At 63.7% G+C, this 14,217-nt stretch carries 11 protein-coding genes; 6 read left to right on the top strand and 5 right to left on the bottom strand.

Translation table 11 applies throughout. The features are described 5' to 3' along the window. Positions 1-73: 73 nt before the first annotated feature. From ACWGKN_RS01085 to ACWGKN_RS01075, 3 genes are all read right to left on the bottom strand, one after another. A complete protein-coding gene (locus ACWGKN_RS01085) occupies positions 74-1,378 on the bottom strand; it encodes a pyridoxal phosphate-dependent aminotransferase (RefSeq protein ID WP_035228745.1) in 1,305 nt (434 codons plus the stop codon). A 250-nt stretch (positions 1,379-1,628) separates the two neighbouring features. Further along, positions 1,629-2,990, bottom strand: a complete 1,362-nt coding sequence (locus tag ACWGKN_RS01080; protein ID WP_035228746.1) for a sigma-54-dependent transcriptional regulator — start codon at positions 2,988-2,990, stop codon at positions 1,629-1,631. Positions 2,991-3,041: 51 nt separating this feature from the next. After that, on the bottom strand, positions 3,042-3,461 hold the full coding sequence (locus ACWGKN_RS01075; protein ID WP_035228749.1) for a PilZ domain-containing protein: 420 nt from the start codon (positions 3,459-3,461) through the stop codon (positions 3,042-3,044). 298 nt (positions 3,462-3,759) lie between these two features. Here ACWGKN_RS01075 and ACWGKN_RS01070 point away from each other — a divergent pair, with 298 nt between their 5' ends. The 5 genes from ACWGKN_RS01070 to ACWGKN_RS01050 all read left to right on the top strand — a co-directional run bounded on the left by ACWGKN_RS01070 (position 3,760) and on the right by ACWGKN_RS01050 (position 7,473). Beyond that, entirely contained in the window at positions 3,760-4,797 is a 1,038-nt protein-coding gene (locus ACWGKN_RS01070) for an energy-coupling factor ABC transporter permease (protein WP_035228750.1), read from the top strand. A 100-nt stretch (positions 4,798-4,897) separates the two neighbouring features. Then, positions 4,898-5,710 (top strand): cobalt ECF transporter T component CbiQ, encoded by an 813-nt coding sequence (gene cbiQ / locus ACWGKN_RS01065; RefSeq protein ID WP_035228752.1) that lies wholly within the window; start codon positions 4,898-4,900, stop codon positions 5,708-5,710. Continuing rightward, positions 5,707-6,459: an energy-coupling factor ABC transporter ATP-binding protein gene (locus tag ACWGKN_RS01060; protein WP_035228756.1), complete on the top strand. Its 753-nt coding sequence runs from the start codon at positions 5,707-5,709 to the stop codon at positions 6,457-6,459. The genes cbiQ and ACWGKN_RS01060 overlap by 4 nt, the downstream gene beginning before the upstream one ends. 51 nt (positions 6,460-6,510) lie before the next feature. Continuing rightward, positions 6,511-6,963, top strand: coding sequence for a DUF4442 domain-containing protein (locus ACWGKN_RS01055; RefSeq protein WP_035228758.1), 453 nt, complete (start codon positions 6,511-6,513; stop codon positions 6,961-6,963). A 15-nt stretch (positions 6,964-6,978) separates the two neighbouring features. Beyond that, positions 6,979-7,473 carry an asparaginase domain-containing protein gene (locus tag ACWGKN_RS01050; RefSeq protein ID WP_035228760.1) on the top strand — a complete coding sequence of 165 codons (495 nt, stop codon included), beginning with the start codon at positions 6,979-6,981 and terminating at the stop codon, positions 7,471-7,473. A gap of 13 nt (positions 7,474-7,486) precedes the next feature. Here ACWGKN_RS01050 and ACWGKN_RS01045 read toward each other — a convergent pair whose 3' ends face one another. Both ACWGKN_RS01045 and ACWGKN_RS01040 read right to left on the bottom strand, forming a co-directional pair. Next, a complete protein-coding gene (locus ACWGKN_RS01045) occupies positions 7,487-10,993 on the bottom strand; it encodes a translocation/assembly module TamB domain-containing protein (RefSeq protein ID WP_035228761.1) in 3,507 nt (1,168 codons plus the stop codon). Further along, positions 10,990-12,741: an autotransporter assembly complex protein TamA gene (locus tag ACWGKN_RS01040; RefSeq protein WP_452094507.1), complete on the bottom strand. Its 1,752-nt coding sequence runs from the start codon at positions 12,739-12,741 to the stop codon at positions 10,990-10,992. Before ACWGKN_RS01040 ends, ACWGKN_RS01045 begins: the two co-directional genes overlap by 4 nt. Positions 12,742-12,865: 124 nt before the next feature. Between ACWGKN_RS01040 and ACWGKN_RS01035 the strand changes: the two genes are divergently transcribed. Further along, positions 12,866-14,197 carry a class I SAM-dependent RNA methyltransferase gene (locus ACWGKN_RS01035; RefSeq protein WP_424254481.1) on the top strand — a complete coding sequence of 444 codons (1,332 nt, stop codon included), beginning with the start codon at positions 12,866-12,868 and terminating at the stop codon, positions 14,195-14,197. Positions 14,198-14,217: the final 20 nt, after the last annotated feature.

The following is a 14,217-nucleotide window of genomic DNA, read 5'->3' as shown; positions in this document are numbered from 1 at the left end:
GACCGGAAACGCCAACGGCCGGAACCCTCTCGGGCACCGGCCGTTGGCGGTAAACCGTGTGGCAGCGGGATGATCAGCTTTTCAGATACTTCTTGATACTGGTGGCAATCGTGCAGAAAATCTTGTGAAATTCCTCTTCATTGCGTTCGAGCAGGGTGATGCGGAAGCCGTGCAGATCGGTGGCGAAGGAGGTCAGCGGCACGACGCAGATCCCGGTCGCGCCGAGCAGGTGGTAGACAAAGCGCTTGTCCATCGCCGTATCCGGCGGGCTGACCAGCTGCTCCACCAGATCCCTGATCTCGCGGTTCTCGATCGGCAGGGTCTGGCGGGCGGTGAGGATGCCGCGCTCGAAGCAGACGCTCATGTAGAAGGCGCCGTTCGGCCGGTTGACCAGGACCCCCTTGAGATCCTTGAGACAATCGTAGGCGATATTGGAGAACCGCTCGTAACGATTGATCCGTTCAGCCAGATATTCCGGGTATTTCGGATGGGTGACGACCTTCGGATAGACCAACTGCGGCAGGGTCGTCGAGCAGACCTCGACCATCTTGGCATGGAGGATCGAGGTAATATACCTGGCGAACATCGGGTCCTTGTCGGCGTTGTAGACCTCGATCCAGCCGCAGCGGGAGCCGGGCCAGGGCATCTCCTTCGAGATGCCGCGCATGGCGATCGCCGGCACATCGCCGACGACATCGGAGAGCGGCGAGGTGCTGGTGCCGTTGTAGACCATGTTGTGGTAGATCTCGTCGCAGATCAGGAAGAGATCGTAGCGATGGGCGATCTCGACGATCCGCTCGAGGATCTCGGTGGGATAGACCGCGCCGGTGGGATTGTCGGGATTGATGATCAGGATCCCCGCCACCGCCGGGTTGAATTTGACGTGCTTTTCGATGTCGTCGATATCCGGATACCAATGGTGATTCGGATCGAGGATATAGGTGAGCGGCCGGTCGCCGACATGGGCGGCCTCCGCCGAGGAATGGGTGGTGTAGCTCGGGGTGGGGACGATGACCCGGGCGGTGCGGCGGAGAAAGCCGAAGACCTTGGAGATGGCATCGCCGAGGCCGTTGAAGAAGATGATATCCTCGGCGGTGATCTGCACCTTGCCCCGGCTGTTGGTCTGGGCGGCGATGAATTCCCGGGTCGCCAGCACCCCTTTGGTCGGAGAATAGGCATAACTGCGATCCTCCATGACCGCCTCGGCAACGATCTCCTTCATCCACCGGGGGATCACCTCCCCCTTGGCGACCGGATCGCCGATATTCTCCCAGTTGACCTTCAGCCCTACCTTTTCCAGCTTGTTGCCGACATTGACAATATTGCGAATCTCGTAGGTCAATTCGCCGGCACCGCTATGAACAATATCCGTTCTCATCCCTTCTCACTCCACAGTTCTCGTATAGTCGGCCTTCGCCATTTTCGCACAATCCTCCGGCGAGCCGGAAACCTGCAGAATTACCACAGCAATGGAGTCAAGTCAAGCAAGCTTCGAACAACGGGCAGGAGAAATCCCGGGAAAGAGAACACCGGGCCGCAAAAGACGGCGTGGAGCGGAACCGGCCACTCCTGCAGGCAAGGCGGAAGGAGTTACACAACCGAGGGAGTTGGTCAGGGTATCGCCCGGTTCAGCCTTCCTCGTCATACTTATGGAGCTTGTTCAGGAGGGTCTTCCTGGTGATCCCGAGCCGCCGGGCGGCCTCGCTCTTGTTGCCGCCGGTCTCGTCGAGGGTCTGGAAGATCATCTCCTTCTCCACCTCCGACAGCGACAGGGGTCTGGCATTCGCCACGGCATCCTGCCCCTCCGCCATCTTCTGGATGGTCAGCGGCAGGCTCTTTTCCGTCAACTGTTCGCCCCGCATCAGGATGATCCCCCGCTCGATGGCGTTCTCCAGTTCCCGGACGTTGCCGGGCCAGGGATAATGCCGCAGCAGGTCGATGCATTCCGAAGTGATCCCTTCCAGGCGGCGCCGGTTTTTCTGGGCGAAGAGCGCGGCGAAATGGCGGACCAGCAAGGTGATGTCATCGCCACGCTCCCGCAGCGGCGGCACCGTCAGCATCACCACGTTGAGGCGGTAGTAGAGGTCCTCGCGGAAGGCCCCGCGGCGCACCTCCTCCTCCAGGTCGCGGTTGGTGGCGGCGATGATCCGGACATCGACGCTGATCGTCTCCTCGCCGCCGACCCGCTGCAGCTCCTGTTCCTGCAGGACCCGCAGCAGTTTGACCTGCATCGCCTGGGTGGTCTCGCCGATCTCGTCGAGAAACAGGGTGCCGCCGTCGGCCTGGACGAACTTGCCTTCCCGCCGCCGGTCGGCGCCGGTAAAGGCCCCCTTCTCATGGCCGAAGAGTTCCGATTCGAGCAGGCTCTCGGCCAGCGCCGCGCAGTTGACCTTGACGAAGGCCCGGTCCCGCCGCAGGCTGTTGCGGTGCAGGGCCTCGGCCACCAGCTCCTTGCCGGTCCCGGATTCTCCGGCTATCAGTACTGTCGCCTCGGTCGGCGCCACGTAACGGATCATCTCGAGCAGTTCGAGCATCGGCGGCGATGTCCCGATGATGGCGGTCTCGAGCGGGGTCTGCTCCTCCGTGCCGTGCTGCTGCCGTTCGATGACCTGGCGGCGGTCGACCGCCCGCTCCAGGGTCAGGCGCAGACGGTCGAAATCCAGCGGTTTGGTGAGATAGTCATGGGCCCCGTGGCGGATCGCCTCGACGGCATCATCGACCGAGGAATAGGCGGTCATGATCACGACCGGCACGGACGGCTGCAGGGCGTGGATCCGGGAGAACGCCTCGCGCCCATCCATCCTCGCCATCCGCACGTCCATCAGCACGGCATCGTAAGTATGCTTCTCGACTGCGGCTACGGCAGTTTCGCCATCGTCGGCCTCGACACAGCGCCACCCCCATTCCCGCAGCATCGAACAGAGCATGTAGCGGTGGACCTGTTCGTCGTCGACGACCAGTATCGTCGTCTGCCTTTCCTTTCTGCCCATGGTTTCCCTTTACCCCGTTGACCGGCCGCAGCCGATCAGCCGGGCGGACCGTCAGTCGCTGTCGGTATCGGTATCGAAGCTGATATCCAGCTCGTTGCCCTGATCGTCGACAAACCGCTGACTGAGGAGTTCAAACTCGTCGAGCTGCCGGATGAATTCCGGGGTCATCTGGTATTCGGCGACGAGGAGGGTGATCACCTCCCTGGCACGGCTGTCCATCTCCACGGTCTGGAATCCGGCAATGTTGCCGTCCTGGCGGACCAGCCGGGCGAACATCCCGAATTGGTCGCCACCGGCGGTGGTGATGGTGATATGGTAGTACGACTCGGCCAGGACGTCCGACGGTTCGGTGATACAGAACCCTCCCTCGCCGATATCGACCGTGCGGGCCTTGACGCCCTCCTTCTTTTTTCCCGGCAGGGTCGCATCAGCGACAAACGGCACGCGGACATGGATCCTTCTGTATCCCATTCAACCTCTCCCATCCCCCGCCATGCTGCACTGCCTGAAACCCGCCGGCGGGGACTGGAATTCGATACCCTGGTCCGTGTCGCCGCCCCTGGGCCGATATTGTCATGTCATTTCCAAAAAGTCAAAGAAAAGGATGTCTATCAGGCCTTGACCGCAGGCGTCGTCATCGTCTCCCCCCCGATCGACACACGGAATGAATTTTTGTAAGAAAAATGTGTTACCGATTGTTGATTTGTGTTACACATTGTGTGTCTACAATGATCTTCCTCGACCTGATCGACTTCACAGGAGAAATATCATGCACATGGCAGACGCCCTTCTCTCCCCAACCGTCGGCGGCGCAATGTGGACGGCGACCGCCGGCACCATCGCCGTCTGCGCCAGAAAGGTGCAGCGGGATCTCGACGACCGCAAGGTCCCATTGATGGGGGTCCTCGGGGCCTTCGTCTTCGCCGCCCAGATGATCAATTTCACGATCCCGGCCACCGGGTCCTCCGGCCACCTTGGCGGCGGCATGATACTGGCGATCCTGCTGGGCCCGTATGCGGCCTTTCTCACCATTGCCTCGGTGCTCACCGTACAGGCCCTGTTTTTTGCCGATGGCGGTCTTCTGGCGCTCGGCTGCAATATCTTCAATCTCGGGTTCTTCCCCTGCTTCATCGCTTATCCTTTCCTCTACCGTCCGTTTGCCGGCAGCAACCCGACCCCGATGCGCATCGCTGTCGGCGCCGTCCTCGGCGGCATCGTCGGGCTGCAGCTGGGCGCCCTGGCAGTGGTGACCGAGACCGTTCTGTCGAACATATCCGAATTGCCGCTGCAGGCATTCCTGGCGGCGATGCTGCCGATCCATCTGGGCATCGGCCTGGTGGAAGGGTTGGTGACGGCGGCCGTGGTTTCCTTCATCTGGAAGGCCCGTCCGGAGATTCTGCGGTATACGGCCGAGTCGCGCCCTCTCGGCCATCTCGGCCTGAAAAAGGTGCTGGTCGGGCTCGGGGCGGCAGCCCTGATCACCGGCGGCGCCCTCTCCTGGTTTGCCTCATCGAATCCCGATGGTCTGGAATGGTCAATGGCGAAAGCATCCGGCAGGGAAGAACTGGAGACCCCGGCTACCGGCATCCACCGGCTGCTGGCCGGGATCCAGGAACACACCTCGTTTCTGCCTGATTACGGTTTCAAGAACAACGGCACCGAACCGGCAAGCGCCGCACAATCTCAACCTTCATGGCCGGCGGTGGACAAGGGCACCAGTACCGCCGGCCTGGTCGGCGGCAGCCTGACCCTGGCCCTGGCGATCATGATCGGCCTGCTGTTCAGAAAACGGAAACAGACCCCGTAACCGGCGACGCCGGTCGCGGCCATTCGTGTTCCTCTGGCAGCGGCGGGCAAGCGCCGCCGCTGCGCAGCCAATTCCGCCCAGCCCCTCAACCACACCCTGCATGGCCAAAATCGAATCCGCATTTCTCGACCTGACCTATCTCGACAGGCTGGCCACCGGCACCACCGTCGTGCATCGACTGGATCCCCGGGTCAAGGTGCTGACCGCCGCCCTGTTCGTGGTCTGCGTCGTCTCCTTCGACAAATACGTGGTTGCGGCGATGCTGCCGTTCGCCGTGTATCTGATGATCATCATGCGGCTGGGCGAGATCCCGGCGGGGTATGTCATCAACAAGCTCATCGTCGCCTCGCCGTTTGCGCTCATGGTCGGGATGTTCAATCCCTTTCTGGACCAGCAGACCGTCCTCCTGCTTGGGTCATGGGCGATATCCGGCGGCTGGGTCTCCTTTCTGTCGATCCTGCTCCGTTTCTGCCTGACGGTGACCGCCATGCTGGTCCTGATCGCCACCACCGGTTTCAATCAGGTCTGCCTGGCCCTGGAACGACTTGGCATCCCGAATATCTTCGCGGCCCAGCTGCTGATGCTCTACCGTTACATCTTTGTTTTGCTCGAAGAGGGTCAGCGCATGCACCGGGCCCGCACCCTCCGCAGTTTTCAGCAACGGGGCATGGGCATGAAGCAGTACGCCTACCTCCTCGGCCAACTGCTGCTGCGCACGATCGATCGCGGCCAGCGCATCCATCTGGCCATGCTCTGCCGCGGCTTCGACGGCACGATCAGGATCAGGCAGACCCTGCGGATCACCACCCGGGATATTGTCGTGTTCCTGGCCGGCGGCATGGTCCTGGTCGCCATGCGCCGGTTCAACATCGCCCTGCTGCTCGGCAATTTTATCACGGAACTGCTGCAATGAGCCATCATATCGTCGAAGTCCAGGATCTCACCCACACCTACCCCGACGGCACCGCCGCCGTCAGGGGGATCTCCTTCCGCATCCATCATGGAGAGGCGGTGGCCGTGGTCGGGGCCAACGGCGCGGGCAAGTCGACCCTGCTGCTCCACCTCAACGGCTATCTCACCCCGCAGAGCGGGACGGTGCGGATCGGCGATTTCCCGCTGACCAAAGAGACGGTCAAGGATATCCGTAAGACCGTCGGCATGATCTTCCAGGACCCCGACGACCAGTTGTTCATGCCCACCGTCTATGAGGATGTCGCCTTCGGCCCGCTCAATCTCGGTCTGCCGCCGGAGGAGGTCGAGCACCGGGTGCAGCAGGCGCTGCAGCGGACCGGCGTCGAGCATCTCCGCGACCGGCCGCCCTATAAACTCTCCGGCGGGGAAAAACGAGCGGTGGCGATTGCCACCGTGCTGGCGATGTCGCCGGATATTTTAGTCATGGACGAGCCGACCTCCAATCTCGACCCGCTGTCGCGCCGGACCCTGATCGAACTGCTGGCCGGTTTTCATCACACCAAGATCATCGCCACCCACGACCTTGACATGGTCATCGATCTATGCGAGCGGACCATCGTCATCCATGAGGGGACGATCATGGCCGATGGACTGACCGCCGACATCTTCAATGACGACCTCCTGCTGAGGAAGAGCCATCTCGAACGACCGCTGCGGATGCAGGCCTGCCCGATCTGTTCGCAACGCTGACCGTGTCCCGTCCATCCCTTTCCACCATCCCCCCACCGTACAGGAGCCCCCATGTACCTGTCGCCACAGCTATTCAGGCTGATCCTCAATATCTACAGCCCCTACCTCGGGGCCGGGATCCATACCGACTCCATCAGCACCGACTGGCGGCGCATCCGGCTATCGATGCAGCTGCGATGGTACAATCGCAACGCCGTCGGCACCCATTTCGGTGGCAGCCTGTACTCGATGGTTGACCCGCACCCGATGCTGATGCTGATGAACCTCCTCGGCAAGGAGTATATCGTCCGGGACCGATCGGCCGCGATCGAATTCCTTCGCCCCGGACGGGGAAAGGTGCACGCCGACATCGCCGTCACCGACGCCGAACTGAGTCAGATCCGCATCAATACCAAAGGGGGCGGCAGGTATCTGCCACAGTTCACGATCAACATCGAGGACGACAAGGGGGAAGCGGTGGCCCGGGTCCAGAAAACCCTCTATATCAAAAGAAAGACAGGCTGAATGAGAGGATATGCCATGCACGTCTCGATCATCACCGTCGGCGGCACCATCGACAAGGTCTATTTCGACGCCAAAAGCCGCTATGAGGTCGGGCCGCCGAATGTCGCCAGAATCCTCGGCGAGTTGACCCTGTCGATCAGCTATACGGTCAACCCGCTGCTGCGCAAGGACAGCCTCGATCTCACCGATGCCGACCGCCGGTTCATCTACGACACGGTCCAGGCCGATCCCGCCCCGCGCATCCTGATCACCCATGGGACCGACACGATGATCACGACCGCCCGCCGCCTGGCCGCGGTCCCGGCCAAGACCATCGTTCTGACCGGGGCCATGGAACCGGCCCTGTTCAAGACCAGCGACGCCGTGTTCAACATCGGCTGCGCCCTGGCGGCCGTCCAGATCCTGCCGGCCGGGGTCTATATCGCCATGAATGGAGCGATCTTCGCCGCCGACCGGGTGGTCAAGAACCTGGAGCAGAACCGCTTCGAGGAAAGTGAAGCGACAGGATGAAACGAGGAACCGCTTACCGTTCGATCGAGTAGAAAATATCGGCGGCATTCGAATCGGCGGAACTCCTGGTGACCACCGAAAATCCCAGGCCGAGGTCGTAGCCGGCAAGGAAGGACCCCTTCTGGTCGAAGAAATTGTGGTCATAGCCGATATACAGTCGGTCGGTCAGCTTCTTGCCGACCACCAGCGAGTAATCGCCGTCCTCCTCGGTTCCTTCGAGATGCATCTCGTCGACCGGCAGCAACCCGGTCAGGGTCGTCACCAGTCCCGCCCCTTCCTCCAGACCGATGGTCGAGGCCGCCGCCTGCAGCACCCCGCCTTCCCCCTCCTTGACATCCGCCATCGAGTGACCGACCACCATATAGGCGAGGATATCGCCCTCATCCATGCTCGGATCGGAAAAGAGCTTGAATTCCAGCTCCTGGAGAGAACCGCTGACGTCGACACCGATGGTCATGTTGCCGCCGAGATCGCTCTTTTCCCGGATAAACTGAACGGCGCGGGCGTCGATGCCGGGGTTGTCGACCGGACCGTCGCTGAAAAACATCCGACCCCGTTCGATGGCCAGCGAGCGGCCATACAAGTTGAAGGTGCCGTCGTGGAGGGACAACTCGCCCTTGCCGCTGACAAAGGTATCCGAGGTGTCGCGGATGGCCAGCGAGCCGCTCAGCCTTCCCTTCAGGCCATACCCTTCGAGCCGCACGTCGTCGCCCAGTCGCAGTTCCACCCGCGAGACGAGCGGCCAGTGCCGGACCTTTTCCTCCTTCTCCAGATCGGTATAGACCACATCCCTGGACACCGCGACAGTGTCCTTCATCTCGCTGGGGGCGATATGGGCCTTCGGCACGGTGACGACCCCGCTCAATTCCCCCCCTTCCCGGGTGAAGGTGAGGCGGAGATCAGGATCGACGAGGGCCTCGTACTCCGGCAGGCTGACCGCCTCAAACTGCTGCCCGGTGACGGCGAAATCGCCACGCAGCCCGGACCCGTCGTCATAGCTGAGAGTGCCCTCGGCCGCAGCCTTGCCGGGACCGGACCTGGCCTCGACCTGCATCTCGACCTCCTCGCCGGCGGCGGCCAGGGAGATCCCGACCTCCTCGAGAAAAATACCGAGCGACGGCAGGGCAATTCGTCCATCCTGGAGGTCGATGCGCCCCTCGAACACCGGGCGCGACAAGGTGCCGGCGATGGCCAGGGTGCTGTCGATCCTGCCTGTCGGTCGCAACAGGAAATCGGTCAGGGGAGCGATCGGCCCGAGATCCTGGAAGTTGAGCCGCAGTCGGCCGTTGACCGGCTGCCGCAGCAGGGAGGCGGAGATGTTGCCGGCGTCGGCGATCGCCAACTCCAGCACCAGCGAGCTCTTGTCCTGAAAATGCGACTGCAGTGCCGCCTCGAGCCGGCCGTCGGCAAGATGAAACTCGAGGGCATTGTCATGCAGGGCGACATTTTCGAAATTTTCTTCCGCCAACCCCGACTCGATGCGGATCTCCGGAATCGACACGGTTAAATCGCCGCTCTCCACCCGTTCCCTGTCGCCGCTCGCCGCAAGCGCCGCCGTGAGGTTACCGGCAAGTGGCCAGGGGGTGAGCCCCCTGTCGCTGAAAAACTCGAGCGGCAGGTCGGCGATCTCACCCTTGACCGTCCAGCCGCCCTGGGCCTCGTCGTTGCGCCAATCGGCATGAAGGCAGATCCGCCCCGGGTCGCGGGCCAGGCACAGGCCGACGAGATCGGCACCCGTCTCCGAAATCTGCAGATCGGCCCCGGCGGGCTGGCGCCAGGTGCCGAGATCGGCTCCGGACAGGATCGTATCCTCGAGCCGGCCCTGCCACTGCCGATCCTTGATCCCGCCATGGATGGCGAACTGCAGGTCGCCGGCGGCGGAGTGCAGAGATGCCGAGAGAGCATGCGTCTCGGTGGTTCCGTCGAGATGCAGTTTCCCCTCGTTGATGACTATCCCGGCCCAGTCGATATCCGCGAGGTCCACCGTCGCCTCCATACCGGCGCCCGCTCGGGTATCGGCATGGACCTGGGCGGTGATCCGGCCGATCTGCTGTCCGCCGTAGCGGATGCCGGCCGCATCGAGCTCGAGATCAAGGGCGGGGAAATCCCGGTCGCCGCCGACCCGGCCGCTGGCGCTGAGTTCCCCCTCGCCATCCGGCAGCACCTCGCCGATATCGGGGGAGGCGAGTTCGAACTGCAGGTCATACGTCTCGGCAATCGTTCCCGCCGCCTTGACGAAGGAGCCGCCGCTCTGCACAAAGACCTCCTCCATCTCGAAGCGCGCGGCATCGGAGCGGATCCGGCCCTTGCCGTCGACCGGGAAGCCACGCAGGGTGCCTTCGACGGAATGAACGTCGGTCTCCGTCTGCAGTTCGTCGGCATCCTCGTAGCCGAGATGGCCGGTCGACCGCAGATCGGCGGTCAGGACGCCTTCGAAACGCTGGTCGAATCCGGCGGGATTGAAGGTTCTGGTTTTGGCCTCGCCGCTCCAGCTGAAGGCGTCCATCCACCCCAGGACGAGATTGGCGACATCGACCTCGCCATCGGGAGACCTCAGTTGCACGACCCTGGCGGTCAGCCCCCGGCCGCTGCCGTCGACGGCGGCGGTCCCGGTGATATCATGGAAATCGAGGAAGGAGCCGCCGGCCTTGACGGTGCCGTGGTAGCGGCCGAAATCGCCGGCGGCGTCGACGGTGGCATCCAGCATCAGCCGCGGCCAGCCGTCATGGAACACCGGGAACCACACCTGGCGGCCGACGGCCCGGGCCTGCCAGTGCGGATCGGCGGGGAGATCCTGCAGGATCCCGGCGACCCGGACATCGGCCGGCCGGTTCGCCGCCGCGTTGACCTGCAGGCGACCGATGGGGCCGCGGGCGGAATAGGTCCCGGCCATCTCGGCATAGCCGCCGGCCGGGCTGATGCGCCAGGCGCCGATGACGTCGGTGGCCCGGCCGGCGCCGGCATCGATGAAACCGCTGAGCCGCAGCCCGTAGCGCGCAGCGTCGACCGCCCCTTCGCGGATCTCGATGCGCTCCCGGTCGGCGCTCAGCCCCAGGCGCAGGTGGTGGATATCGGTGGCGATGTCGCCGTCGGCAAGGACGACCTTCAGTCCCTCGATATCGACCTCGTCGATGTCAAGGGCAAACGGCAGCAGCATCGCCGGGAGGGTGAAAGGCCCCGCCTCGGTCGCCGGTTGCTCGCCTTGCCCTTTCTTCAGGGTGATGACGATGCCGTCGGCGGCGAGACGGCCGATGGCCAGTCTTCCCTTCATGATTTCCGTCGGCCGCCAGCTGCAGGCCAGGTCGGCGATGACGATGTCGGCCCCGGGCAGTTTGACCTCCAGACCCCGCAGGTGCCAGGCGGAAAACAGCCTTCCCTCCGCCTGACCGATGGCGAACGAGCGCTGCGAGAGATCCGCGGCCAGCCGCAGCAGGGAACGGAGCCCTGTAGGCGACGCGGCAAAGACGACGATCCCGGCCGCAAGAAACAACAGAAGTACCGGCAGCAGCAACTTTTTCATAGATCGCCTCCAACGGAGAGATGCAGCCGGACCGGATGGTTTTCATCGGAGATCGCCGACGCCAGATCAAGCCGCACCTGACCGAAGGGCAGCCGGAACCGCAGCCCAAAACCGGCCCCCTGTTCAAAATCGACCTTGGGATCATCCATCGCATTGCCGACATCGAAAAAGGTGGCAAGACTCCAGCGTTCGTTGATGATCCGCTCCAGTTCGGCACTGCCGACCACCAGGTAGCGGCCGCCGACCACCGTCCCGGAAGAGTCCCTGGTGCCCAGCTCCTTGTAGTCGAATCCCCTGATGCTCTGATCGCCGCCGGCATAAAACCTGAGTGAGGGCGGCAGGTCATCGATCGAGTCCACCAGGGTCGCGCCGAGGGTGCCGCGGCCGATCAGCCGCCAGGACCTGAACGGCGAAAGGATGAGTTTCGATGACCCGGTGACCTGGAGGAAGGTGGCGTCGGACCCGGTCGCCTCGCTCGCCCCGTTGAGATTGACCGCCAGCTGCAGACCATTTCTGGTGTTGAGCAGACTGTCGGCCCAGATCATCGCCAGGTTCGCCCCCGGCATCAGCAGCTTGCTGGTGCCGCTGGTGGCCCCGACATCGTACTGCTCGTCCCGCACCTCGATCGAGGCGCCGTAGCGGATGCGGGGCTCGCCATGGTCGAGGGTCAGGCCGGCGGCCACCAGCTGGGTTTCGGTCTGGTCCCACGACTGGTCGTTATAGGAGGTGCCGATGACATAGCTGTCATAGCGGGGATCGCCGCGCGGGATGTCGTAGCGGAAGGTGAACTTGTTCTCCCGCTCGGCGACCTGCAGCGTCCCCCGCGCCTTGTGGCCGCTGGTATTGAGCAGGCGGTTGCGCCACTCGAACTGGGTCCTGGCGCCGGTGTCGGTAGCGTAGCCGAGACCGAAGCTGTAGCGGTTCAGGTGCTCCGGCGTCTCGAGCTCGACGGTCACCGGAATCTGCAGGTCGCTGGCCGCGCCGATATCGCCCCGCACCGACACCCGGCTGAAGAAATCGGTGGCATAGAGGATCCGCTGCAGTTCAAAGAGCCTGGCCGGGGCCCAAGGGTCACCGACCTTGTAGGGCAGATAACGGGCGAGCAGCCCCGGTTTGATGCTCTCCTGGTCGGAGGTGGTGACGCCGAAGAGATAACGAGGCCCGGTATCGAGCATCAGGTCGACCTCGCCGGTCTTCGCCATCCGGTTGATCCGCAGCTCGTTCCGGGAATAGCGGGCGGTGAGAAACCCCATCCGCAAGGCCCAGCGCAGCAGCCGCTTCTTGCCCTGTTCGTAGAGATGCTGGTTGAGGACATCACCAGCCTTGAGAGGGAAATCCTCGCCCCCCCCGGCCATGTCGGACCAGCCCGGCCCCTCAACCTCGACCCGCACCGCCGACACCCGCACCGGTTCTCCCTGGCTGACGGTATATACGGCCCTCCAGGTGTCCCCCTCCTGTTCCAGGGTGCCGACGATGACCGGCGCATAGTAGCCGAACGGCGCCAGGGCCTCCTCGATATCGGCCTGCGCCCGACGGTGCAGGCGCCTGATCTCGAACGCGGTGAGACGCCGGCTGTCCTTGTGGAGAAAGATCTTCAAGCGGGAGAGGATATTGTCATAGATGGCATCCTTGACCCCCTTGACCTGGACATCGACCGTCACCGCGGCAGCCAGCGGCGACGGCAGCAGGAAGAAGAGGGCCAGCAGGAAGAAGAGGGCCAGCAGGAAGAAGAGGTTTCGACAAGACAAGGATGTTATAGTATGAAAGGTTCAGAATCCGGGCGGGTCGCCCGCGGCACCCGGAAGATCGGCCCACCGCCTTAATTCCTGGTGTAATTTCAGATATTCTACACCACTGGTCGGTATTTGGAAAATGAATATCCATCACCTCGCGATTAGCAAAGTGATCAACGGCGGCTACGGCCTGGGCCGTCTCGACGACGGCCGGGCGGCCATGGTCCGGTTGGCCCTGCCCGGTGAGACCGTCGATGTCCGTATCGAGCGGGAAGGGAAATCGCTCGTCGAAGGGGTGGCGGTCCGAGTCCATACTCCGCATCCCCGGCGGGTCGAGCCGCCCTGCCCCTACTACGGCGCCTGCGGCGGCTGCGACCTGCAGCACGGCGATTACCCCTGCCAGCTCGCGCTCAAAAAAGCGATCATCGGCGATCTGCTCGAGCGCCATCCCGAGCCGGCGGTGCGGCAAGCTTCGGCCATCCTCGCCGAACCGCTGCCCTCGCCCCTCGCTTTCGGCTACCGCCAGCGCATCCGCCTGCAGATCGATTCCCGGGGCCGGGCCGGCTTCCGCCGCTTTCACCGCCACGAGATCGTGGCGGTGGCACGATGCCTGATCGCCCGCGACGATGTCAACCGGACCCTCGCCGCCCTCCGCTCCCACCCGGCGTGTTCCTCCCTGCTGCAGCAGACGACGGAACTGGAGATCATGGCCGATCCCGACGGCGGCGGCACGGTCTGCGTCTTTGTCCTCAACCGGCGGCCGCGGCCCCGCGATTTCGACCAGGCGGCCATACTCTGCCGCGAGTCGGCGCCCATCGACCGGATCTTCTTCGCCGGCCGGGATTTTCCCCTCACCCCCGCCGCCGGACGTGACCCGCAGATCGGCCACGGCCTTTCCGTCACCTATCCGGCGGAAGCGGGAAGACCGGTGCTGGCGCTGGGCTGGGAGGCCGGCGGTTTCTGCCAGGTCAACCTCGAACAGAACCGCCGGCTGATCGCCGCCGTCGTCGAACTGGCCGCGCCCGGCCCGGAGGAATCGGTCCTCGACCTCTTCTGCGGCATGGGCAACTTCTCGATCCCGCTGGCAAGGGAATGCCGCCGCCTGCTCGGCATCGAGGGCCAGGGCTCGGCGATCCGCAGCGCCAGGGCCAATGCCCGACGCGCCGGTCTCGGCAATGCCGAGTTCCACCAGTCGCCGATCCATGCCGCCTGCGACCAGTTGGCCGCCCAAGGGCCGGACTTCGACTGCGTGGTCATCGACCCGCCGCGCCAGGGGACCCCCGGCCTGGCCCGGCAGCTGGCGGAGCTCACCGGCCGCCGCCTGGTCTACATCTCCTGCGATCCGGCGACCCTGTGCCGCGATCTCGGCGACCTGCTCGCCGCCGGCTTCACCGTCAGGCGGCTGCAGCCGGTCGACATGTTCCCCCAGACCCACCATATCGAGACCGTCGCCCTATTGGAAAAGAATTGACAGCGCGGATGAATCCCGGT

It is taken from the genome of Desulfoprunum sp., from assembly GCF_053613775.1.
This window is presented reverse-complemented; position numbering and strand designations above follow the sequence as displayed.